The organism is Streptococcus hillyeri (assembly GCF_041081565.1).
GTDB classification, from domain to species: domain Bacteria; phylum Bacillota; class Bacilli; order Lactobacillales; family Streptococcaceae; genus Streptococcus; species Streptococcus hillyeri.
Genome location: NZ_CP163513.1, coordinates 314,484 through 339,221, shown reverse-complemented (window position 1 = coordinate 339,221; position 24,738 = coordinate 314,484). Strand labels below are relative to the sequence as shown.

Here is a 24,738-nt window from a genome sequence, read left to right as displayed (position 1 = left end):
GTTTAGGGCGTATCTCAGCATTTCTTGTCCGATTTTCAAAGTTTTTTATCCAAATAAGGGTTTTCCCAGACCAAATTATACCAAAAAGCTCCGCCATGCCTTGATTCTGACTCACCCTCATCACAAAAGCCATTGGCTTCATAGTAGGTGATGAGGTAATCATGACATGTTAAGCTTATCCCCTGACGGTTTTGAGAAACGGCTAGGTCTTTTAAGGCAGCAAGCAGAGCAGTCCCAACGCCTTGCCCCTGAAATGCTTTTGCAATTGATAAGCTGGTTAAAACAATAAACCCACCCTGCTCTGCATTTTTTCTAACCTCATGAAACAAATCATCACTTAAATAACGTTGACAGACCGCTGGACCGACAATGTATCCTGCGATATTCCCATCAATTTCAGCCACCAAAAACGTATCCCTAAGGTACTCAATACGCTTTTGCAAATCCTCTGGCGGTGAGGCTTCTTGCTGGGAAAAATTCTCCGCCTCTATCTGACAAATCGCCTCCCAGTCTTCCATCGTAACATACCTAATTAGCACGAATGACATCCTATTCCTATCATTGAAGCAAAAGAGGTTACTTTCAGAGGCCTCTTATTCTCCGATAGGACTTTCCTTTCTCCTAATAGGAAAAGGCTGGAACCTTGTTCCGCCCCTTCTTCCTAATTGTTGCCATATGATTAGAGCTGTGACCCTGTCAATGGCAGTCTCGACCTTTGTGATAGCCACGTTTTAAATCATCAAACCCCTTCTCAGAAAAACGCCAAAAGCAGTCAAAACGATTCCTTCAGCTGAATTTTCATTTTTAACTTTAGCGTCAACTGACAACGGCTATCTATTGGTTATTTTTACTCAAATTAGACAAGAGTTCTTCAAACGAACGTTCGTAGAGTTGGATATCCCCTGCTCCCATGAAGACATAAACAGCATTGTCATGATTGAGAAGCGGAGAGACATTTTCAACAGTTACCACTGCAGACGGTTTGTTAATTTTAGCCGCTAAATCTTCCACTTTGACATCGCCATTATCCACTTCACGCGCTGAGCCGTAGATTTGAGCTAAGTAGACAGCGTCAGCCTCATTCAAGGCACTAGCAAATTCATCTAAGAGCGCAATCGTGCGTGTGAAAGTATGCGGTTGGAAAATCGCTACAATTTCCTTAGATGGGTATTTTTGACGCGCCGCATCAAGAGTGGCAATAATTTCCGTTGGATGATGAGCAAAGTCATCAATAATCACTTGGTTATTTACAATTTTTTCCGTAAAGCGACGTTTCACACCAGAAAAAGTTTTTAAATGCTCAGCCACAAGCTCCATATCAAATCCAGCAGTATAGAGGTTAGCAATCACTGCCGTAGCATTAAGAATGTTGTGCTTACCGAATGCTGGAACATGGAAAGTTCCTAATTCTGTATCTCCGTGCTTAACTTTGAAATCCGAACCTGTTGTCGTACGTACTAAATCATAGGCTGTAAAATCATTATTTTCCTCAAAACCATAATAATAAATTGGAGCATCTGAGGTGATTTGGCGCAAGTAAGTGTCCTCTCCGTAAATGAAAAGTCCCTTAGTCACTTGCTTAGCATAATCATCAAAGGCGTTGAAAACATCATCAATGCTAGTAAAATAATCTGGGTGGTCAAAATCAATGTTGGTGATAATTGAATACTCTGGATGATAAGGCATGAAGTGGCGCTCATATTCATCTGATTCAAAAACAAAGTATTGCGCTTTTTCTGAACCACGTCCTGTTCCATCTCCGATAAGATAAGAAGTATCTGTAATATTTTTCAAGACATGTGATAATAGACCTGTCGTTGAGGTTTTACCATGCGCACCAGCCACACCCATGCTGGTAAATTGACGCATAAATTCACCAAGAAACTCATGGTAACGTTTATAAGGAAGTCCTTTGGCTACAGCCGTATCAACTTCGATATTTTTTCCTTCTTTAAAAGCATTTCCAGCAATCAATTCAACATCTTCTGTGATGTTATCTGCTGAGAATGGCAAAATAGGAATACCTGCTTGCTCTAGTTCTCGTTGGGTAAAGTAATATTTTTCAACATCCGAACCTTGCACCCTATGCCCCATTTGATGAAGCATCAGCGCAAGAGCACTCATACCTGAGCCCTTAATGCCAATAAAATGATAGGTTTTTGTCATCACGTTTTAACACACTAACAGACGATTTTGCCCGCAGGAAAGTCGTCCTATGCCCAACTGATATCAGTTGAACAGTCCTTTCTATAGTCGTTTACAAATTGTCATTACTTAATCAAAGCGACTAAGGTTCAGTTCCTGAGCCACTTGATATTCTTTTCGATTTTGGTTTTCTTCGTAATTGTAGATTTGACTTTTCTTTAAAAAATCGTAAGAATTTTTAGGTTTTTGGGAGACATCAGTTGTCTGACCTGGGACATAAGTCCGTGGTATCTCCGCTAAAATGTACTGTTCCTGATGCAACTTTCGTGCTGCACGCGCCAGACCTGTCAATTCTTCTTTAACATGTACCAGTTTGACCGTTGGAGCTTGCTTGACCTCTTTTCCAAAGGTCGGCTTAGCCATTTTTTTAGTTTCCTTGGCAAGAAAAGCTTGACGCTTCTGTTTGACATCACGCTTAGCTTCTTGACGAGCCTGTGTGGCATAAGACTTACCAGCCTCAATTGTGGCTGCGCGGTCAGGTGCGACTTGCTGAACGTCAGCCACATCCTTGACAACATGAAAGTCTCTCGTCACATCATAGTAATCTTTGTCTTGATAATCACCATGAATGTTAGTGATTAAATCCTCATCATTATACAAGGCCATCTGCCTCAATGGGCCGACAACAGGTTCGTCATCAGCCACTAAAGGAAATCGTTTCACAGAATTATCCACAGGCTCACCTTTCTACATCTGGACACTTACTATCATCAGTTCCCCTAAAACTCGATAGTAGCATTCCTATTATAAACTAAAATTCATATTTTATCAAAAATTACTTTTTTGCTTCTTTCTGAGGTTAAATCTCAAAGAAGTTCTAGGTGTGACAGAATATTAGATAGAACTTACTTTGAGACAAGTTGGTCTATCCTGAAACACAAAAGAGGTTGGGACATAAATATCTCAACCTTCTATTTTTAATGGTAATAACAGATTGACGCAGTGGTTGATTGGAGGTCCTAAACCCTTGCTACGCAATCGTTAGCGGCCATCCTAATCAACTGTGCGGAGGTGGGACGACGAAGTCAATTTCTTCGAAATCATGACTTCTGTCCCACTCTCTTTTTCTCACTTCTTTCGCCTAATGGCTGATGCCCAAAATTTCTTTGATGTCATCAACACTTAAGCTACTGCGACTTTCATTGCCGTCAAGAACCGTGGTCACTAGGTTCTTCTTATTTTCCTGCAATTCCAGAATTTTTTCCTCAATGGTTCCCTTGGTAATCAGGCGATAAACTTCAACATTCTCTTTTTGTCCAAGACGATGAGCACGGCTGATCGCCTGCATTTCTACTGCAGGATTCCACCACAGGTCAATCAAAATCACCGTATCAGCACCCGTTAAATTAAGCCCTACTCCACCTGCTTTTAGAGAAATCAGAAAAACGTCCTTGGCCCCTTTGTTAAAGGCTCTAGTCATCTCTTGACGCTCTTTGGCTGGAGTTGACCCCGTCAGCTTATAAGCCGTCAGCTCCAAAGCGCTTAATTCCATCTCCACCAAATCTAACATCTCTCTAAATTGGGAGAAGATAAGCGCACGTCTGCCATTTTCTTTGATTTGGGACAAAAGCTGGCGCAGACTTTCAAGCTTCCCGCTATCACCTGCATAATCCATAAAGAGTTTTGGTGTATCACAAATTTGGCGGAGCCTTGTAATGCCTGAGAGGATCTCCATTTTACGACCATTGATTTGATCATCTGTTGCCCCACGGACAGAGTCTTGCATTTGCCTTAATTGAGCAAGGTAGACTGCCTTTTGTTCTTCTGTTAACTCATTTGGATAAGTCATCTCAATCAAATCTGGCAATTCTGGCAAGACATCTTCCTTGCGCCTTCTAAGGATAAAAGGCTTAATATAACGCGCAATATCTTTGGCAGATAACTTCAAAAACTCTTTTTTGCTTGGTAAAAAGCCTGGTAACACAATTTGAAAAATTGACCAGATTTCCAAAAGATGATTTTCAATAGGTGTCCCAGACAAGGCAAAGCAGTGCTTCACCTCAAATTCTCTCAGATGTTGCGCAATCTTGGTCTGGCTATTTTTCATGACCTGCGCCTCGTCTAGGATGAGGCAATCATATGTCGTTTTATTGTATTCAGAAAAATCCTGACGGAACGAAGCATAGCTCGTTACCGTAATCTGGTGCCCTTCTGAAATCGTCACATCACGTTGGTGCTTAGGTCCATAGGCAACCGCCACATCCAAATGAGGAGTAAATTTAGAAAATTCATCTTTCCAGTTATAAATCAAACTAGAAGGTGCTAAAATCAAGACCTTATCTCCCTCTGAAAGGTGAGCAGACAAAAAGGCGATTGTCTGAAGCGTCTTTCCTAGCCCCATATCATCAGCTAAAACGCCACCAAATCCATAGTGAGCAAGCATTGATAACCATTTCACACCTAGTTGCTGATAGTCTCTCATTTGAACATTTACACTAATTTTAGGAAGTGCAAACGTTTCGGGATGTCTTAAGTCAAAAGCTAGCGCTTCAAAACTTTTTGTAAAGGAAATATCTTTATTATCCTTAAAAACATCCATTACCTGAAAAGCTGCGGCTTGGTTGAGCTGAATATGCCCATTATCCAAGTTTTTATGGCGTAACCGCTGCAACACTTGACTAATGCGCTTGGTTTCATCATCAAAAATCAGTAATTTTCCTGTCTTACCAACAAAGTAAGGAGCTTGAGTCATCAGTGCCTGCAAGGCATCATCAACATCACCAGCATCAATTTCTGAAAAATCAAAAGAAATATCTAACAGCCCCCCTTGGCTATCAACGGTTATTTCAGGAGCTTTGGAAAAACCTTTCTCAGCCAACCCCTCTGATACGGTTACCTGTCCTAATTTCTCTAAGCGTGGCAGGGTTTGATTAAAGAAATGATATAGGGATTCAGGAGTGTCAATCGTTTTTTGACTTAAAAATCCTAACGGGAATCCCTCTTCTCGGAGTACTCGAATAATTTTTTCTTCTTTTTTAAAATGACTGGTAAAGGGAAGTTGATTGAGGTCCTCACGGTTAGAAACCTTCACAGTGCCATAATCAAATGTCATCTGTAAGGAAACCTGATTTTGCTCTGCCATTTCTACAGAAAAAAGAACCTCAAAATCTCGTATTTCAAACGATTTAGGCGCCTTGACAACGCCCAATGTTTTAAAGTCTAGAAGGCTTGCGGCTAACTTTGCTTGATCATCAAGATTAAAGTGCAAATGTTTTCTTAAATCAGCTCCTATAGGCAAACTCGTTAGTGCCTGTGCCAATTTCTGCTGGCGCTTCGTCAACCGATAAAAAACACCACCATAGTAAAGATAGGCAAAATGAAAAACAACCTGCGCCTGCTTTTCTGCCACAACCAGCTCCAAAGATTGTCTGTGAACCAAAACCTCAAACTGATATAGCTCACTAGCTTCCGACAACTCATCAAAAGAGACATGATTAAAATGAACGCCTTTTAACACTACAGAGAAGTCATACAAATCTTGTAGCAATTCCACCCCATCTTCAAAAAAGCCTGCTGGTAGATTCAAGTAGCGCCCCTGACTAGGAAATAATCTTTCAAGCCCTAAACGATTCTCATCAGGCATCAATCGCCACAAAAAATCAATCACTTTCTGACTAGCTTCATCAAACTGGATGTACGAAAGTGGCTCGAAATAGCCTTTGCCTATCTGATAAGAGGTCTCCTTTGCGACAGACTGTAAAAAACTTGCAATATCTCGAATCACATAGGCACGCTCATCAGGCAAGCGATTAAGTCTCAATGTCCAATGAATTTCTTTTGTGTAAAAAGCTTCCTCTCCTTCAGCAGATAAACGATATTTCACCCTATCGTCTTCATTCATCACAAGTCCATCTAAAAATAAGGAACCAAAAGATGTCTCGACCGTTTTAGTTTCTCTCTCTTTTTCTTTTGACAAAAACTGCGCCGCTAAATCCTTACCCTCAGCATCATGCTTAAAAAAAGCTTCTGCCGCTGCTAGATGTTCACAGTAGCCCTTCCCTGTAAAGAAATGACAGGTACACGTAATCAGACTATCATCTTCTGCATAGGTCAACTGCTCCTTATCGACTTGCAAGGTCAAACGACTGTCATTTTCCGACAGAAAAGACACTTTCCCTTCCTCATAAAGAGAAATCCCAGCATTTCTGACCCGTCCAGGAATTAATTTTGCCATATCATACCGCCTTTACATTATCCCTTAATTATATCAAAAATAGCCTTGTTTTTCAGAGAAAAAAGTGTCAATAAAAAGATTGGATAGTTCCAATCTCAATATTTTCTAAACCTTTGATAACGTTCTTGAAGTAGGGTTTCTGTGTCTAGTTGGGCAAGTTCATCAAATGTTGTCATCAAATGTTGCTTCAAGTCTTCAACGATTTCACTTGAAAAGTAACCTCGTTCAGCAATAACCTTATCCACAACCTTCATGTTTAAAAGTTCACCCGCAGTAATCTTCATCAGATCTGCCGCTTCTGAAGCACGGCTACCGTCTTTCCACAGGATTGACGCAAAGCCTTCTGGACTCAAAATGGAATAAACCGTATTTTCCAACATCCAAACCCTGTCTGCTACTGCTAAGGCAAGGGCACCTCCAGAACCACCTTCACCAATAATAACAGCAATGATGGGGACTTTCAGGTCACTCATTTCCATGAGATTACGAGCAATTGCCTCACCTTGTCCACGCTCCTCAGCTCCAACACCTGGGTAAGCCCCTGGCGTGTTAATCAAGGTCAAAATCGGCCGTCCAAATTTTTCAGCCTGTTTCATCAAGCGCAATGCTTTACGATACCCTTCTGGATGGGGTTGCCCAAAATTACACTTGAGGTTTTCTTGGAGATTCTTACCCTTTTGGATTCCAACAAAGGTAATTGGTTGACCAGCTAAGCGACCAATGCCACCCACAATTGCTCCATCGTCCGAAAATTGTCGATCGCCATGTAATTCCATCACATCGTCCAGAAGAAGATTAGCGTAGTCTAAGGCGGTCAGACGCGTCTGACTTCTAGCTTCTTTTAAAATGCGTCCTACTGTACTCATTTTTCACCTCCATGGAAAGCTACTAACTGGGCAATCGTGTCTTTCAACTCCAAACGATTGACAATAGCGTCGACAAAACCATGATCCTGTAAAAACTCTGCCTTTTGGAAATCCTCTGGCAAATCTTCACGTACTGTCGTTTCAATCACACGACGACCAGCAAAACCAATCAAAGCCTGTGGTTCTGCCAAGATAATATCACCCTCCATAGCAAAAGAGGCTGTAACACCACCTGTCGTTGGATCCGTTAAAATCGTTAGGTAAAAAAGCCCTGCATTGGAATGACATTTAACCGCTGCTGAAATTTTAGCCATCTGCATCAAGGACATAATCCCTTCTTGCATACGGGCACCGCCAGAGGCTGTAAAGACAACAACTGGTAATTTTTTTTCAGTCGCTAATTCAAAAAGAAGTGTCAACTTTTCTCCAACAACCGTCCCCATAGACCCCATAATAAAGTTAGCATCCATAATCGCCAAAGCAATTTTTGAACCACCTATTTCAGCAAGTCCCGTTAAAACAGCTTCATCGAGACCTGTCGCCTCTTTAGCCGCCTGTAGCTTTTCTTGGTACTTAGGAAAATGAAGAGGATTACTGGTTTCAAGACCTGTAAATAACTCCTCAAAGGTCCCCTCGTCAACGGTTAAACTCAGGCGTTCTTGTGCTGAAATTCTAAAATTATAACAGCACGTCGGACAAATCTTAGCAGGCCCTAAATCCTTTTGGTAAATCATATGTTTACAAGCTGGGCATTTGGCAAAGAGTTCATCTGGAACTTCTGGTGCCTCACGCTCAACTGTCTTTTTTAGTGACCTGTTTGGATTGATTCGGATATATTTTTCTTTTCTATCAAATAATCCCATCACTATCCTCTTTTTCTTATTTTTTTGATAAAAGCCCCAAATAAAACTGAGGCTCTACACTATTCAGTCTTTTGTTTTAGCATAGGCAGGTAAAAATGTTTCCATTAGGAAACTCGTGTCATAATCACCTGCAATAACATGCTTATCTGAAATTAAATCTAGCTGGAAATCAACATTGGTGACGACACCTTCAATTTCAAGCTCATAAAGGGCACGTTGCATTTTCATTAAGGCATCAAAACGATTTTCACCGTGCACAATGACTTTAGCAATCATTGAATCATAGTAAGGCGGTATCGTATATCCACTATAAACAGCTGAATCCACGCGCAATCCCACACCTCCTGATGGAAGGTAAAGCTCCTTTATCTTCCCTGGACTTGGTGCAAAGTTAAATTTTGGATTTTCAGCATTGATTCGACATTCAATGGCATGCCCTGTGATTTGAACCTCTTCTTGAGTAAACGATAACGGTTGACCGGCAGCAATACGAATTTGTTCCTTAACAATATCAACGCCAGTCACAAACTCTGTCACGGGATGTTCAACCTGAACACGCGTATTCATTTCCATAAAATAGAAATTTCCACTCTGTTCATCCAATAAAAATTCTATCGTTCCTGCATTCTCATAATTCACAGCACGGGCAGCACGAACAGCTGCTTCACCTAAAGATTGTCTGAGAGTTTTCCCAATAGCAACAGATGGTGCCTCTTCTAGAACTTTTTGATTATTTCGTTGTAAAGAACAATCACGTTCTCCCAAGTGGACAATATTGCCAAAAGAATCTCCCAAGATTTGCACTTCGATATGACGTGCTGGATAAATCACTTTCTCAATATACATAGCGCCATTACCAAAAGCAGCTTGGGCTTCTTGAGAGGCAGATTCAAATGCCGGCTCCAATTCTTCGTGACTGTTCACTTTTCGAATCCCTTTTCCACCGCCACCCGCTGAGGCTTTAAGCATTACAGGATAACCTAATTGGTCTGCGACAGCTATTGCTTCTTTAGCAGTAAAAACTTCTCCATCAGAACCTGGGATTACTGGGACCTCTGCCTTTATCATTTCAGCACGAGCGTTGATTTTATCGCCCATTTTATCCATGACTGCTCCAGATGGTCCTATGAATTTAATATTCATCTCTTCACACATGGTTGCAAATTTTGAATTTTCACTTAAAAAACCAAATCCTGGGTGAATCGCTTCCGCCTTTGTCACAATCGCTGCTGATAGCACCGCGTTCATATTAAGATAGGAATCTGTGGATTTTGCAGGACCGACACAGATAGCCTCATCAGCAAGAGCTACATGAAGAGCTTCTTTGTCAGCTTCTGAATAAATCGCAACCGTTGCAATTCCCAGTTCACGCGCTGCACGGATAATGCGCACCGCAATCTCGCCACGATTGGCAATAAGAATTTTTTTAAACATAATTATGAGTCCATAAACAACATCTCAACCTATCGCAGAAATGCCATTTACGTTTCATCCTCTCTCATTTTTTAAAGACTAATGCGTCATCATTTGCCACTACCATTATGGCTAGACAAATGAAACCATCCCGATATAAGTTATCCCATTTAATACAACTTAATCGGTTCACAGGAAGATGCCATTAGTTTCCAATGGCAAATGTGAGGACACCACTCGCAGCTAGTTTGCCATCAACTTCTGCTTTCGCTTCAACGACAGCAATAGTCCCACGACGCTTAACAAATTTAGCTGTCATCACAAGTTGATCTCCTGGGATAACTTGTTTTTTAAATTTAACCTTATCCATCCCTGCGTAGAAGACCAATTTCCCCTTGTTTTCTTCTTTAGATAGCTCCAAAACACCTGCAGTCTGTGCCAAGGCTTCCATGATAAGAACGCCAGGCATTACAGGGTATTGTGGAAAATGACCTTGGAAAAACGGCTCATTAATCGTTACATTTTTGATGGCTACAATTTCATCTTCTGAAACTTCAAGAACACGGTCAACCAACAAAAATGGGTAGCGATGTGGTAAGGCTTCTTTGATTTGAGCAATATCTATCGTCATTTGATACGCACCAATCCTTTTCCAAAGTCTACCACTTCTTCATTGGCTACTAAAATTTCTGTTACCACACCATCCTTTGGTGCTGGAACTTCATTCATCACCTTCATGGCTTCAACAATGAGAAGCGTCTGACCTTTTTTAACGGTATCACCAACGGATACAAAGGTAGGTTTGTCTGGTCCTGGTGACAAGTAGGCAATTCCAACTAGAGGACTTTCAACCACATCCCCCTCTGCTGCAAGTTGAGCTGGCGAAGAACTTTGACCCTCTTCTTTTTGAGGAGTTGGCACAGTCTCAACAGCTGCCGTTTGCATAACAGGTGCTTGGCTTTCTACAGGGGCTGCAGAAAAATTGCTTTGCTTATTTTTTGAAAACGACAATTCGTTTCCGTCTTTTTTATAAGTAAATTCACGAAGACTCGATTGATCAAATTGAGCCATCAAATCTTTGATTTCACTAATATTCACGTTTTAATCCTCCCAACGCTTCAAGGCAAGAACCGCATTATGCCCACCAAATCCAAAGGTATTTGAAATCGCATATTTAACTTCTCGTTCTAAACCTTGTCCCATAACGACATTGGCCTCAATGTCTTCTGATAATTCTTGCGTTCCCGCAGTTTTAGGAATAAAGCTATGGCGAATGGCTTCAACAGTTGCAATCGCCTCAACAGCTCCAGCAGCACCCAATAGGTGACCTGTAAATGATTTTGTTGATGATACTGGGACATCTTTGCCTAAAACCGCTACGATAGCTTGGCTTTCACCTTTTTCATTAGCAGGAGTTGACGTTCCATGAGCATTAACATAATCAACATCCGATGCTTCAATACCTGCTTCTTGAAGGGCAAGTGACATTGCCTTACGAGCACCCAAACCTTCTGGATGCGGTGAAGTCATGTGGTAAGCATCGCAGGTATTGCCGTAACCAACTACTTCTGCTAAGATAGTCGCTCCACGTTTTTGTGCATGCTCAAGACTTTCTAGGACAAGCATCCCTGACCCTTCTCCCATGACAAAACCATTACGGTCTTTGTCAAATGGAATAGAGGCACGTTCTGGATTTTCTGTTGTAGACAATGCTGTTAAACTTTGGAAACCAGCAATCGCAAAGCGCGTAATTGACGCTTCTGCTCCACCAACTAGCATGATATCCTGTAAACCAAATTTGATAGTACGGAAAGCATCACCAATAGCATCATTCGATGAGGCACAAGCTGTGTTTACAGACTTACAAACACCGTGAGCATTAAATGCCATTGCAACATTTCCTGCCGCCATATTTGGCAAGCATTTTGGTAGCGTCATTGGTTTCACACGTTTTGGTCCTTTTTCGTGCAAACGAATAACCTGCTCTTCAATTTCTTGGATACCACCAATACCTGAGGCAACGATAACACCAAAACGGTCTGTATCAATCGTTTCAACATCTAAATTAGCATGATTGACAGCTTCGTTAGCGGCATAAAGAGCATATAATGAATACAAATCGTAACGGTTTGTATCTTTCTTGACAAAATACTTATCAAAAGGAAAATCTTGAATTTCAGCTGCATTTTTAACTGCAAAGTCGCTTGTGTCAAACTTCGTAATTGGCTTGATTCCAATCTTACCATCACGAAGACTAGCCCAAAATTCTTCTGGTGTATTTCCGATTGGCGAGGTCACACCATAACCTGTGATTACAACACGATTTGTCATCTTCTTTCTCCTTGGCAATCTGCCTTCTCACTTATCTTTCCTATTTAGCAACATAAACGCTTTATTGACTTGGCTTAACCTTGCATGGTCATGCCACCATCAATAGCAATCACTTGACCAGTTAGGTACTCTTGTTGGGCTAAGAAAACCGCAACTTCTGCAACTTGTTCAGGTTTTCCAATCACTTTCATTGGAATTTGTGACAACATTGCTTCTTTCATTTTTTCTGGAATAACATCAGTCATATCTGACTCAATAAAGCCAGGAGCAATAGCATTGACACGAACACCACGCATGGCTACTTCTTTAGCCACAGACTTGGTAAAACCAATGAGCCCCGCTTTTGAAGCTGCGTAATTAGCCTGACCAATGTTACCAGCTAAACCGACAACAGATGACACATTGATGATAGCACCTTCTCTGGCTTTAGTCATCGGTTTTAAGACTGATTTTGTCATGTTAAAGGCACCAGTCAAATTGATCTTGAGAACTTTTTCAAAGTCTTCCTCAGTCATTTTAAGCATTAATTTGTCATTAGTGATACCAGCATTGTTGACTAAGATATCAACACTACCTAAAATAGCAGTTGCTTCCTTAACCATACGTTCGGCATCTTCAAATTTTGAGATGTCGCCAGAAATAGCACACACTTTAACGCCATAATCAGCAAATTGCGCCAGCAATTCTTCAGAAATAGCAGAGCGACCATTAAGAACGACATTAGCACCAAGGCTAGCAAATTTATGGGCAATCGCGAGACCAATTCCTCGAGTTGACCCTGTGACAAAAACATTTTTTGATTTAATTTCCATTTAATTACACTCCAGAAGATATTGTAAAGAATCTAAATCCTCTACTGTTTTTACTGGAAGGTTTTTATCAATTTTTTTAATAAATCCTGACAAAACCTTACCAGGCCCAATTTCAATCACTTCTTCTATACCAAACTCCTGAATAGTTGCTACCGAGTCATAAAAACGAACAGGTTCCATCACTTGACGAGCAAGTAAAGACTTAATAGCCTCTTTAGCCATTATGTTAGCTTCGGTATTTCCAACTAAAGGACAATTAAAGTCCGAAAAATCAACCTTATCAAGTTCACTAGACAATTTCTGAGAGGCCGATGCTAGTAGAGCTGTATGGAACGGCCCAGAAACATTAAGCGGAATTAATCGCTTAGCTCCTGCTTCTTTCAACAACTCGACAGCATAGTCGACTGCTTCCACTTCACCGCCGATAACAATTTGTGCGGGAGTGTTGTAGTTAGCAGGAGTTACCACACCCTTTTCAGAGGCTTTTTGGCAAATCTCTTCAATTAAAGCAGGATCTGTATTCATAACCGCGACCATTTTACCACTACCAGCCGGTGCGGCAGTCTCCATAAATTCACCACGCTTAGCAACCAGAGCAACTGCATCTTCAAATCGCAATGCACCACTTGCTACAAGAGCTGAGTATTCACCAAGAGACAAGCCAGCTACAATATCAGGAGTCATTCCCTTTTCAGCTAAAAGACGGTAAATAGCAACCGATGTTGTTAAAATAGCTGGCTGAGTGTAACGAGTCTGATTTAATTTTTCCTCATTGTTATCAATCAACTCACGCAAGTCATAACCCAAAATGCTACTAGCGGTATCAAAGGTCTCCTTAACAATAGGATAGGCATCATAAAGATCTCTAGCCATCCCAAGTTTTTGAGCACCCTGTCCTGCGAATAAAAAAGCTTTTTTAGACATGTTAATATCCTTTTTGAGCATTTGCCCATCTTTTCTTTATTTTTAATAGTTATTAGATAGCTACTATTATTAAACTAATAACAAAGACACTTGCTTCGTAGCAAATTCTTAATCCATCCAGCGTTTTGCTTCTGCCAGAATGACTTGACGTGCTCCGTTATAGAGGTCTTCCAAGATTTCTTGACAGGTTTCTTCTTTGCGTACAAGTCCTGCAATTTGACCTGCCATTACAGAACCGTTAACGACATCACCATCAACAACAGCATTTTTGAGGGCACCTGCACCAAGTTCTTCAATTTCTTCTGCTGTTTTTCGACCTGCTAAAAATTCTTTTTCTGCGTTAGCATAGCTCGTCGATAATTTATTTTTAATCGCACGAACTGGGTGACCAACGACAGAAGCTGATACTACGGTATCAATGTCTTTAGCCTTCAAAATTTTATCTTTGAAATTTTGGTGAGCATTTGACTCTTTAGCGACAACAAAACGAGTTCCAACTTGAATCGCCTCAGCGCCTAGCATAAAGGCAGCAGCTGCGCCATTTCCATCAGCAATACCACCTGCTGCAATCACTGGAATATCAACTGCATCAACCACTTGGCGAACAAGCGTCATTGTGGTCAATTTACCGATGTGACCACCAGCTTCCATCCCTTCCGCAATAACGGCGTCTGCCCCTAATTTTTCCATACGTTTAGCAAGAGCTACTGAAGGAACAACTGGAATAACCGTGATACCTGCTTCATGGAAACGTTCCATGTATTTTCCTGGGTTTCCAGCCCCTGTTGTCACAACCTTAACTCCCTCTTCAATCACAAGATTGACAATGTCATCAGCAAAGGGAGATAAAAGCATGATATTAACCCCAAAAGGTTTGTCAGTGATTGCTTTTACCCTATCAATATTAGCTTTTACTACCTCTTTCGGAGCATTTCCACCACCTATAATTCCAAGGCCTCCTGCATTTGAAACGGCACCAGCTAAATCACCATCAGCCACCCAAGCCATGCCCCCTTGGAAAATAGGATAGTCAATCCCCAAAAGTTCTGTAATGCGAGATTTCATTTTTCTACTAACCTTCTAACAAATAAACTTCATATAATGATTTGAAAATCAAAGTATAGATTTAAGAAGAAAGGTTGGATATTACTCACAACCTCATTTCTTCTTTTAAACATTCACTGTTTTATTTTGTTTTTTCTTCAACGTAAGCAACAAGGTCACCTACAGTGTTAAGACCTTCTTCAGTTTCAATTTGGATGTCAAAAGCATCTTCAATTTCTGAGATAACTTGGAAAACATCAAGTGAGTCTGCATCAAGATCATCAAAAGTTGTTTCCAATTTTACTTCTTCTGCTTCTTTACCAAGTTCTTCAACGATAATTTCTTGTACTTTTTCAAATACTGCCATGAGATTTCTCCTCTGTATAATATAAAATTTTATTTGCGTTTTACGCAGATTAACTAAATTCTAACAATTAAATTGCCCCAAGTCAAACCTCCACCGAATCCTGATAGAAGAATTTTTTGAGAGCCATCTAATTTAAGGGTTCCGTTTGCGACATTTTCAGAAAGCAAAATCGGAATAGATGCTGCACTTGTATTACCATAGTGTTGCATGTTGGCTAAAAACTTGTCGCGACTGACGCCAATTTTTTTAGCCATTTTATCTAAAATACGTTCATTGGCCTGATGGAGCAAGAAATAATCTGGTTCTCCAGCTTCCTCCATGATAGCCAAAATACTCTTAGAAACTGTTCGAATGGTGAAGTCAAAGATAGCTCTCCCGTCCATCTGAATGAAGGGATTTACCTCTTCTTGTTCTTCTGAGAAAGGAGAACAAACCTTAGTATCTCCTCCTAGAAGTCCACCTTTACTTCCGTCAGTATTAAGCGATTCTGCTAAAAAATGCGGAGTTGACGCCTTTTCCAAAAGGACACCACCGGCACCATCACCAAACAGAACGGCGGTTGAGCGGTCTGACCAGTCTAATTGCTTAGACAAGACCTCTGCTCCAATAACTAGACCTTTGCCGTAGGCACCTGAACGAATTAATTTTTCAGCTGTTGCAAGAGCAAAAACAAATCCCGAACAAGCAGCTGATAAGTCAAAAGCAAAGGCATTTGTTGCACCAAGGGCACCTTGAACACGCGCTGCCGTTGATGGCATCATTGAGTCAGGAGACATTGTTGCGACAAGGATAAAGTCAAGTTCCTCTGGAGCTAGATGAGATTTTTCGAGCAATTGCCAAGCTACTTTAATCGCCAAATCACTCGTATTTTCATTCACTGAGATATGGCGCTCACGAATACCTGTTCTGCTTGAAATCCATTCGTCTGAGGTATCCATAATCTTAGCTAAGTCATCATTACTCACTACCTGTTGAGGAACATAATGTGCCACTTGACTAATTTTTGCAAAAGTCATTATCGTCTCTCCTCCAAGAATGTATGGAGATTAACAAGGCCACGTTCTAAACCTTCCAATTCATTTTCTGACATGCCAGCTAAAATCTGGTCAATCATCACGCGATGGAATTTCTTATGCAAGTGATAGACGACACGACCTTTTTTGGTCAAACTGAGGTAGACAACCCGACGATCTTCTTGAGAACGGGTACGGACAACATATCCTTTACTCTCTAATTTGTTAAGAGCAGTTGTGACTGTTCCCAAAGTGACCATCAGTTCTTTGGCAATATCGCTTGGCGTCACCAAACGGCTCTTACCAATAATATCAATGGTATGCACTTCCTTGATCGTACAATCGCTAAATGGGCTACTACGCAAAGTGTTTTCTTCAATAACTAAAATGCGATTAAAGATGTCAACGAGATAATCATTAATCTGATGAAAGTCCATATCAGACTCCTTTATAATTTGATGATGAAATTATATCTCATTGTAAATCATTTGACAAGTAGAACAATCTACCATTCACCTGAAAAATTTGGTCTACGGCGTTCAGAATAAGCTTTCACACCCTCTTTAAAATCCTCTTTAAAGGCAAGAGCTTCTTGAAGCTTTAATTCCATACCAGCATATTCTTTCCAACCGGAAAAGAAACTTTGCCAAACCAATTCTTTCATCGCACGATAAGAATTGAACGATCCTCGCTTTAAGCGTTTAATGAGCTGTTGCGTTGTCGTTTCTAATTTCTCCGACAAACAGGTCTTATAAACAAAACCATAATCTAAGGCTTTTTCAGCAGTAACAGCTTCACCTGTCATTACTAAATGCGTTGCCTTATTCATGCCGACAGCTCGCATGAGTAGGTAGAGACCACCTGCATCAGGTGCTAACCCAACATTGACAAAGGCCTGAATAAACTTAGATTTTTCACTAGCAACACAAAAGTCTGCTGCCAAAACCATGTTAAATGCCGCACCAGCAACAGGGCCATCAACAGCCATGATAACTGGTTTAGGAAGTCGTTTCATCTGATAAGAAATGTCTTGAACCAATTTAGCAATATCAACTAATGACTGAATGTCATCAGATTCAACTGCTCTTTGCATTTCAGACAAATCGCCACCGACAGAAAATACTTTCCCCTCTGCACGGATTAAGACTAGTCTGACAGAAGAGTCTTCCTCAGCAAGTTTCAGTGCTGTTAAAATCTCCTCACACATTGGAATATTGAATCCATTTGACACTTCTGGACGATTAAACGTCACAGTCGCTAAATCACCCGACACATCGTATAGGATGGTTTGAAAGTTCATATAACCTCCTCCTTAAAATTATTTATTTGATTTATAAATAATTTCTGTATCAAATTATATCACAAAGAAATTATTCGTCAAGCAAAATATCGATAAGATTTTTTAAATTTTTAAAGTAAATGACAAATTATCAGAATTTTGCTATAATTATCTCACTTTTGATTTTTAGAGGATTTATATGAAAGTTATCAAATTTGGTGGCAGTTCCTTGGCTTCAGCTGAGCAGCTTAAAAAAGTTTTAAACATTGTAAAAAGTGATTCTACTCGTCGTTTTGTCGTGGTTTCTGCACCTGGTAAACGCCATTCAGAAGATACTAAAGTTACTGATGCACTCATCAAATACTATAAACACTACATTACCGACTACAATTTTAGTGAAGATCAAGATTGGATTATCAACCGTTACCAGTCAATCACTGACGAACTAGGACTTCGCCCTGCTATTTTAGAAGAAATTGCTGGCGCTATTAAAGATTTAGCAACGCTACCAAAGGAAGATAACGCCTTTTTATACGATACTTTCTTAGCAGCTGGAGAAGATAATAATGCCAAGCTCATTGCAGAATATTTCCGTACCGAAGGCTTAAATGCACGTTACATCCATCCTAAAGAAGCTGGGTTAATCGTTACTAGCGAACCTGGTAATGCTCGTATTTTGCCATCTAGCTATGATAAATTAGAGGAACTTCGCGAAAGCGATGAGATTTTAGTCATTCCTGGCTTCTTTGGGGTGACCGTTGACAATCACATTTGTACCTTTTCTCGAGGCGGTTCTGACATTACAGGTTCTATTATCGCTGCAGGTGTTAAGGCAGATCTTTATGAAAACTTTACAGATGTTGATGGGATTTTTGCCGCCCACCCTGGTGTTGTCGACAAACCACACTCCATTAAAGAGTTAACCTATCGCGAAATGCGTGAATTAGCCTATGCTGGTTTCTCTGTTCTCCACGACGAAGCGCTTATTCCAGCCTATCGTGGTCAAATCCCGCTTGTTATTAAAAACACCAATAATCCAGATCACCCTGGGACTCGCATTGTACTTGAACCAAGTAGTAGTGCTACCCCTGTTGTGGGAATTTCTGGCGATAACGACTTTGTAAGTATCAATATGTCCAAATACTTGATGAATCGAGAAGTTGGCTTTGGACGAAAAGTCCTCCAAATCCTTGAAGAACTCAATATCCGCTTTGAACATATGCCAACTGGAATTGATGACATGTCCATTATTGTCCGTGGACGTGAGTTAACCCCTATCAAGGAACAAGAAATCATCTCTCAACTGACCCGTAAATTAGAAGTAGATGAAGTTTCTATCGAGCGTAATCTCTCTATTCTAATGATTGTGGGCGAAAACATGAAGAGTAAAATCGGTGTTACTGCAACTGCTACCAAAGCACTATCAGAAGCAGGCATCAACCTGATGATGATTTCGCAAGGAGCCAGCGAACTTTCTGTCATGTTTGTCGTTAGAACTGAGGACGAAAAAACAGCTGTGCGCGCACTCTACGACGCTTTCTTTGAGTAGAATAATCCGTTAATAACACTTAAAAAGAGGTTGGAAATCCCCAGCCTCTTTAATATTACTTCGGATATAGTGTTTTAGCTTTAATACTTAACCAAAATCAAAAATTACTTTTTTGCTTCTTTCTAAAAAGGTGCGGACGCAAGCAACCTCCTTTGGAGTTTCATTGCTACTTTTTGAGCCTAGGTCTCAAAAAGTCCGTTATAATCAAGAGTAAACTCTTGATTATAATACCACCATGGCGAAAGAAGCGCTGGGAAATTGATACCTTTATTGGTCCTTGAGTTTGCTCAATATGCTAATTTTGATTTTGGTTGAGTATAAAATAGTAAACTCGTTTAAGATAAATTGTCTCAGTCACAATGAATTTCCCTTCAACATACGGTTGTTTTATAATATCTTATTGCTGGTATTTTCTGCAATCACTGCGAGCGACGAAGTCGCCACAACTAGCACTTTCCGCAATTTCGAAGAAATTGACTTCGTCGTCCCACCTCCGCACAGTTTGATTAGGATGTCCGCTAACGATTGCGTGGTAGTAAAATAGTCCAGTGGACTATTTTAGGTGGACACTTGAAAATGAAGAAGTGTCCAGTTGCAGACCTCCAATCAACCACTGCGTCAATCTGTTATTACCATTAAAAATAGAAGGTTGAGATATTTATGTCCCAACCTCGTGGGGCTGAAATTGTCCAGTGGACAGTTTCAGCCTGAGCTTAGAAAATAGAGAGCGAAGGAAACCTAGGCTTGCCAAGAAGAAATGGAACTCTGTAGGAGGGGAGGTTCTGACACTGACTTAGTCAGCTTCATTTCCCACCTCAAAAGGTCTCCTAGACCTTTTGAGCGTCCCACACCACATTAGGAGAAGTGCTAACAAAAATACTAAATAAAAACTAATTGACTTTAAAACAAAAAACAACCGATAGATTCTTGAAAACATAACAAGATAACTATCGGTCTTTTTGGTGAGATAACTTACGATTTGGGAGCGGCGTGTCGTTTTTGCTGATAAAGGTCTTTAAGTGATATTAAAAAGACGGCTAGTAAAATCAAGAGCATTCCCAGCAAATCAATCAGATAAAAAGTCTCTTTCATGATGAGTATGCCAAAGACGACAGAGGCAATTGGTTCTACTGAAGCTAGTAAACTGCCTTTGACGGCTCCGACTATGGTTGTTCCTTTTAGAAAAACGGTATAGGCAAAAATGGTACCAATCCCTACTATTCCTATCAGCGCCAGCACATTTTCCGTAGAAAACGTCAATTCATACCGCCACGCTTGAACGGCAACTGGAAAAAGAATGCCACTCAATAACATGCCTGGTCCAATAACGATTAAACTTCCTAATTTACGGATTAAGCGAGCAGGAATTAAAATGTATAGGGCGTAGGTCACCGCGGATAGAAGTCCCCAGAAGAGCCCTTTGGGTGTCATCGCTAAACTCGTCCACTGCCCGTGGGTAGCAATGATATAGGTTCCCAAAATAGCTAAGATAATGGCAGACAATTCACCAACTGTCGGCATTACTCGGCCTTTTAAACATACAACTGCCAATATTAAAACTGGCGTAAGATACTGTAAAACCGTTGCTGTTCCTGCATTTGTATAATGAATGGCTGATAAATAAGCATACTGATTTAATAAGAGCCCAAACAGGCTAAACAAGGCTATTCCAAGCCAGACATCTTTTCGCTTCATAGCTGACATAAGACGTTCTCGCTGAGTCATGAACGCTAGGCCCGTCAAGGCTATTCCAGAAACCAACAATCTCAAACTAGTCAATAAATTAACATGCACACCATTCGCCATCAAATATTGCCCTGACACTCCTGAAATCCCCCAAGCGATACCTGCAATAACAACCATGAGTGAACCTTTTAATGCTTTACTCATTCAAATCTCTCCCATCTATAATGTTATTATTTTAGCATATTCATCATGTTTTAAAAGAGTTTTCTTCTAATTTATTATAAAAATATGACAGGCCGTATTTTCAACTTATTACTTAACAAAAATCAAAAAACTTAAAATCCGATTAAGTGATTTTAAGTTTCTAAAATGCTTATTATAATGATTGGACTAGATAGTTAAAAAGTCCTTGACTTTGTGTTTCCCCATCTTCTAATAAAAGTTCTGGGTGCCATTGTAAACCTATGAGTGGCGCTCCGTTTTTAGCCTCATAAGCTTCAATTGTCCCATCACGAGGGTCACGAGCCGTAACTTTAAGACCTGGTGCTAATTTTTTAACCGATTGTCTGTGGATAGAATTAACACGACTATTAGGTGATAAGAGTTGACTAACACGGCTATTTTTTTCAATGATAACTTCATGAGAAGTTCCTGTGTATTCATTTTGCCAATGGTTCTCAACCTTTTGATTAAGGGTTCCACCAAGAGCAACATTAAGCAACTGCATCCCACGACAAACCGCCATAATAGGCTTGCCTTGTTTCAAGGCTTCCTTAACAAGAGCCAATTCAAATTCATCACGCTCTACATGATAATCATCACAATCAATTTCACGATCTTCACCATAAAATCGAGGATCAACATTTTGACCACCAGATAAGATTAATTTATCAATCATATCAATGTAGGTTTTAGCTAAATCTGGAGTCCCTAGGGGCAAAATAATCGGCACGCCCCCAGCCGCCTTAACTCCTTCAGACAAGTGACGTGAGACGGCATCAAGACGAACGCCAGCCATAAATGTACATGTCCTTTCATTTCCTGTAATGCCAATAATAACTGGTTTCATGCGATACCCTCACTTTCCATTTCTAATATCTTATATTTTATCGTAAAATTAAAACGCTGGCTAATACAGAAAAGTTATCACTGATATAATATAAAACTATCATCGCCGGAGAAACGTTAACTTCAAAAATAGTCTTTGTTCAGAAGGTAGCGTATTGTAATTAGCCACAACCTATCACTACTGAAAGAGATAGGGACTGAAGTCACGATTCCAAAGAAATCGGATTCCCTTTGCTATCTTATTTCTAAAATCAGGCTGGAACAATCTGGTATATGCTGAATGTGACGAACAATGGTTATATGATGACCGCTAACGATTGTGGGGTATAAACCATCCAGTATGTTTAGGTTCAAGTTTGAAAATCATAGAGCGAGGATAATCCAGTGAATGTTTTAGGTAGATACTGGAAAATGAAGAAATATCCAGTTATATACCTCCAACCACCCACTACATCAAATAATCAGTACTAATACTCATTCAAAATCAAAATTAGCAGTTTAAGTAAAATCAAGAACCAATAAATGGCTTGATTTACCAGAGCTTCTTTCGCTATAGTGGTATTCTTATTAGTGAAACGGTCCAGTGGACAATTTCAGCCTTAGCTTAGAAATCAAAAAGCGAGGGTAATTGGCTTGATATGAACGGATTTTTGGGAGAACTACAGAAATTGAAAGTCAATTTCGTAGTAGTTCCTCCGCAAGGATGATTGGGGTGGACGCTGTCGAGTCGTCGACAAGTACAGCCAATCATCTACTGCGATAGAGATAAGCTCAAATCTAGTAATGAAACTCCGTAGGAGGTTTTGACGCCGAATTCTTCAGCTTCATTTCCCACCTCCAAAGGTCTCCCAGACCTTTGGAGCGTCCGCACTTTTAAGAAAGAAACAAAAAGTAATTTTTGATTTTTGTTAAGTATAAAAAGACTGGAATACATTTTATACGAAAACTTCAAAAAAGCCCTCACTAAGAGTATAGCACTTAGCGAGGGTTCTTTGCCTATTGGTTTTCATTGTTTTGAGGGCGTGGGCTTTGCCATCGTGCTGGTTTGTCTCAGCCTCTTTACGTTTTTATGACTTACCCATCGTAACGTTACCCATTATTTTTTTCTATATGCTTTTTTACTAAGCATACCTAAAGTAAGTAGGGCGGCTCCAGCAACAAAAGCACTAAGTCCTGAAGCATCACCCGTTTTAGGTAATTTAGGAGTCTTTTTCTTGCCTTCTGTTGTTGACTCGGTGGTAGACTCGGTCGTTGTTTCAGTTGTACTTTCCGTTGTTGACTCAGTCGTTGCTTCAGTTGTACTTTCCGTTGTTGACTCGGTCGTTGCTTCAGTTGTACTTTCCGTTGTTGACTCGGTCGTTGTTTCAGTTGTACTTTCCGTTGTTGACTCGGTCGTTGCTTCAGTTGTACTTTCCGTTGTTGACTCGGTCGTTGTTTCAGTTGTACTTTCCGTTGTTGACTCAGTCGTTGCTTCAGTTGTACTTTCCGTTGTTGACTCAGTCGTTGCTTCAGTTGTACTTTCCGTTGTTGAATCGGTCGTTGTTTCAGTTGTACTTTCCGTTGTTGAATCGGTAGTAGACTCGGTCGTTGTTTCAGTTGTACTTTCCGTTGTTGAATCGGTCGTTGCTTCAGTTGTACTTTCCGTTGTTGACTCAGTCGTTGCTTCAGTTGTACTTTCCGTTGTTGACTCAGTCGTTACTTCAGTTGTACTTTCCGTTGTTATTGGAGTATAAACATTTTTAAATACAGGCTTCTGATCATAGCTAACCTCTCCCATTTTAACTCCATTCACATCTGTCACTGAAACAGTAACATGATATTCTGTCGAGTCGTAACTAATTTCTTGATTTGAACCTGCAAGCTCTTTGATGACATATTGATAGACTCCCTCTTGACTGTAACGGATCGTATCAAAGGTTACTGTACCATCATTGGCATTTGTCTTTGTTTGAAGTGGCGTTGTTAAATTATCTGCAGCATAAAGTGCAAATGTAAACTCACCCTCTTTCAACTCACGTCCCTCTAGAAGTTTCGTTGCCTTTAAAACAACATTTTCAGATTTTTCAGAGGAAGCTTTACCAGAACCAGCCTGCAATTTAACAAGAGCTTCGATAACTTTACCAGCAGTAGTTGTCGAGGACCATGACAAATCATTGCTAAGCGTTGCACCTTCCACAGTATCTTCTGGAATATGAGTCGCATACTCAAAATAAACCACGCGCCCCTCGTTATTACCGTATGGTAAAGTAAAACCTGTAACATCACCTGTAACATTACGGTTAAGAATAGCTTTATCTGTAAGATTTGTTAAGGCATCCAATCCCCATAGCTGATCTTCTGATTTTATCGCCTCAGGCTGTTTTGCGTAATCAACAATACGTAGACTTCCCTCAACTAAGGTTTGATTTTCGCCAAAACTATCAACAATCACTAAATCCTCAAGAACAGACTGCCCCGCATTTATCACAATGCGCCATTGGATTTGATCTGGATTTTTAGCATCTTGGTAGCCGTATTTCATCTCAGTAAATCCAGCACTGCCTCGGTTATTCTTGAAGGTAAACTTGAACAGACCACCACCGTATTGAACCATTTTTTCGCCATCAGCCACATTACTACGGTCAATAACAGCATCAAATGAAATTTCTAATTTTTTATTTTCAGGAACTTTCGAGAAGTGATCCGTAAAGGTCAGCGTTATCGTATCCGTTTCAGGATTTGCTACCGCTTGAGCAACTATTGTTCCTTCTGCATTTTTAACTGGAAAGGTCATTACTGTAATGAGATTAAATTCCTCTGGAATTTTCAAAACCAGCGTATCGCCTTCTTTGATGATTTGACTATCTGGGAAAGACAATTTGTTCACAAATCTAAAATCAACTCCCGGCTCTGCCACAACATTAACAGTTTCGCTCGTAATCTGAATATTACTTCTGTCTGGATCATAATACAATGTCGCTTCACCGCTATAATCTGTAATTTCATTAGCCTTGATATGCCATTTCGGAACAGAAATAATTCCTAAGATTAAAAACAAAAGTGATAGCATACTTAACCACTTAAATTTCATAAATATTTTCTCCTAAAATATTTTTAAAAAGAAACCATTTTCTTTTCAAAGTAATTTTATCACTTTTTCATAAA

The 24,738-nt window shown here is 40.2% G+C and carries 21 protein-coding genes; 1 reads left to right on the top strand and 20 read right to left on the bottom strand.

What is annotated here, in order from left to right:
* Window positions 1-35: 35 nt before the first annotated feature.
* The 17 genes from AB6M99_RS01660 to AB6M99_RS01580 all read right to left on the bottom strand — a co-directional run bounded on the left by AB6M99_RS01660 (window position 36) and on the right by AB6M99_RS01580 (window position 17,312).
* Complete coding sequence (locus tag AB6M99_RS01660; protein WP_121835131.1) at window positions 36-539, bottom strand: GNAT family N-acetyltransferase; 504 nt, start codon at window positions 537-539, stop codon at window positions 36-38.
* A gap of 295 nt (window positions 540-834) precedes the next feature.
* Window positions 835-2,166 carry a UDP-N-acetylmuramate--L-alanine ligase gene (gene murC, locus AB6M99_RS01655; RefSeq protein ID WP_121835101.1) on the bottom strand — a complete coding sequence of 444 codons (1,332 nt, stop codon included), beginning with the start codon at window positions 2,164-2,166 and terminating at the stop codon, window positions 835-837.
* A 108-nt stretch (window positions 2,167-2,274) separates the two neighbouring features.
* Window positions 2,275-2,880, bottom strand: coding sequence for a hypothetical protein (locus tag AB6M99_RS01650; protein WP_121835100.1), 606 nt, complete (start codon window positions 2,878-2,880; stop codon window positions 2,275-2,277).
* A 406-nt stretch (window positions 2,881-3,286) separates the two neighbouring features.
* Entirely contained in the window at window positions 3,287-6,379 is a 3,093-nt protein-coding gene (locus AB6M99_RS01645) for a DEAD/DEAH box helicase (protein ID WP_121835099.1), read from the bottom strand.
* 95 nt (window positions 6,380-6,474) lie between these two features.
* Window positions 6,475-7,245: an acetyl-CoA carboxylase carboxyl transferase subunit alpha gene (locus tag AB6M99_RS01640; RefSeq protein ID WP_121835098.1), complete on the bottom strand. Its 771-nt coding sequence runs from the start codon at window positions 7,243-7,245 to the stop codon at window positions 6,475-6,477.
* Complete coding sequence (gene accD / locus AB6M99_RS01635) at window positions 7,242-8,108, bottom strand: acetyl-CoA carboxylase, carboxyltransferase subunit beta (protein ID WP_121835097.1); 867 nt, start codon at window positions 8,106-8,108, stop codon at window positions 7,242-7,244. The genes AB6M99_RS01640 and accD overlap by 4 nt, the downstream gene beginning before the upstream one ends.
* A gap of 63 nt (window positions 8,109-8,171) precedes the next feature.
* Window positions 8,172-9,542 (bottom strand): acetyl-CoA carboxylase biotin carboxylase subunit, encoded by a 1,371-nt coding sequence (locus AB6M99_RS01630; RefSeq protein WP_121835096.1) that lies wholly within the window; start codon window positions 9,540-9,542, stop codon window positions 8,172-8,174.
* Between the two features lie 184 nt (window positions 9,543-9,726).
* A complete protein-coding gene (gene fabZ, locus AB6M99_RS01625; RefSeq protein WP_121835095.1) occupies window positions 9,727-10,152 on the bottom strand; it encodes a 3-hydroxyacyl-ACP dehydratase FabZ in 426 nt (141 codons plus the stop codon).
* Window positions 10,149-10,619: an acetyl-CoA carboxylase biotin carboxyl carrier protein gene (accB, locus tag AB6M99_RS01620; RefSeq protein WP_121835094.1), complete on the bottom strand. Its 471-nt coding sequence runs from the start codon at window positions 10,617-10,619 to the stop codon at window positions 10,149-10,151. The genes fabZ and accB overlap by 4 nt, the downstream gene beginning before the upstream one ends.
* 3 nt (window positions 10,620-10,622) lie before the next feature.
* Window positions 10,623-11,852, bottom strand: coding sequence for a beta-ketoacyl-ACP synthase II (fabF, locus tag AB6M99_RS01615; protein WP_121835093.1), 1,230 nt, complete (start codon window positions 11,850-11,852; stop codon window positions 10,623-10,625).
* Between the two features lie 74 nt (window positions 11,853-11,926).
* Window positions 11,927-12,664 (bottom strand): 3-oxoacyl-[acyl-carrier-protein] reductase, encoded by a 738-nt coding sequence (gene fabG / locus AB6M99_RS01610; RefSeq protein ID WP_121835092.1) that lies wholly within the window; start codon window positions 12,662-12,664, stop codon window positions 11,927-11,929.
* Window positions 12,665-13,588: an ACP S-malonyltransferase gene (gene fabD / locus AB6M99_RS01605; protein WP_121835091.1), complete on the bottom strand. Its 924-nt coding sequence runs from the start codon at window positions 13,586-13,588 to the stop codon at window positions 12,665-12,667.
* Between the two features lie 108 nt (window positions 13,589-13,696).
* Complete coding sequence (fabK, locus tag AB6M99_RS01600; protein WP_121835090.1) at window positions 13,697-14,653, bottom strand: enoyl-[acyl-carrier-protein] reductase FabK; 957 nt, start codon at window positions 14,651-14,653, stop codon at window positions 13,697-13,699.
* 121 nt (window positions 14,654-14,774) lie between these two features.
* Window positions 14,775-14,999, bottom strand: a complete 225-nt coding sequence (locus AB6M99_RS01595; protein ID WP_121835089.1) for an acyl carrier protein — start codon at window positions 14,997-14,999, stop codon at window positions 14,775-14,777.
* A 53-nt stretch (window positions 15,000-15,052) separates the two neighbouring features.
* Window positions 15,053-16,015: a beta-ketoacyl-ACP synthase III gene (locus AB6M99_RS01590; protein WP_121835088.1), complete on the bottom strand. Its 963-nt coding sequence runs from the start codon at window positions 16,013-16,015 to the stop codon at window positions 15,053-15,055.
* Window positions 16,015-16,449 carry a MarR family transcriptional regulator gene (locus tag AB6M99_RS01585; RefSeq protein WP_121835087.1) on the bottom strand — a complete coding sequence of 145 codons (435 nt, stop codon included), beginning with the start codon at window positions 16,447-16,449 and terminating at the stop codon, window positions 16,015-16,017. Before AB6M99_RS01585 ends, AB6M99_RS01590 begins: the two co-directional genes overlap by 1 nt.
* 68 nt (window positions 16,450-16,517) lie before the next feature.
* Entirely contained in the window at window positions 16,518-17,312 is a 795-nt protein-coding gene (locus AB6M99_RS01580) for an enoyl-CoA hydratase (RefSeq protein WP_121835086.1), read from the bottom strand.
* A gap of 178 nt (window positions 17,313-17,490) precedes the next feature.
* Between AB6M99_RS01580 and AB6M99_RS01575 the strand changes: the two genes are divergently transcribed.
* Window positions 17,491-18,840 (top strand): aspartate kinase, encoded by a 1,350-nt coding sequence (locus AB6M99_RS01575; RefSeq protein ID WP_121835085.1) that lies wholly within the window; start codon window positions 17,491-17,493, stop codon window positions 18,838-18,840.
* A 972-nt stretch (window positions 18,841-19,812) separates the two neighbouring features.
* Here the strand turns inward: AB6M99_RS01575 and AB6M99_RS01570 are convergent.
* The 3 genes from AB6M99_RS01570 to AB6M99_RS01560 form a co-directional block, all read right to left on the bottom strand.
* Window positions 19,813-20,730, bottom strand: a complete 918-nt coding sequence (locus tag AB6M99_RS01570) for a DMT family transporter (protein WP_369351246.1) — start codon at window positions 20,728-20,730, stop codon at window positions 19,813-19,815.
* Between the two features lie 172 nt (window positions 20,731-20,902).
* Complete coding sequence (locus tag AB6M99_RS01565; protein WP_369350992.1) at window positions 20,903-21,595, bottom strand: gamma-glutamyl-gamma-aminobutyrate hydrolase family protein; 693 nt, start codon at window positions 21,593-21,595, stop codon at window positions 20,903-20,905.
* 1,095 nt (window positions 21,596-22,690) lie between these two features.
* Window positions 22,691-24,664 (bottom strand): FctA domain-containing protein, encoded by a 1,974-nt coding sequence (locus AB6M99_RS01560; protein ID WP_369350991.1) that lies wholly within the window; start codon window positions 24,662-24,664, stop codon window positions 22,691-22,693.
* Window positions 24,665-24,738 lie beyond the last annotated feature (74 nt).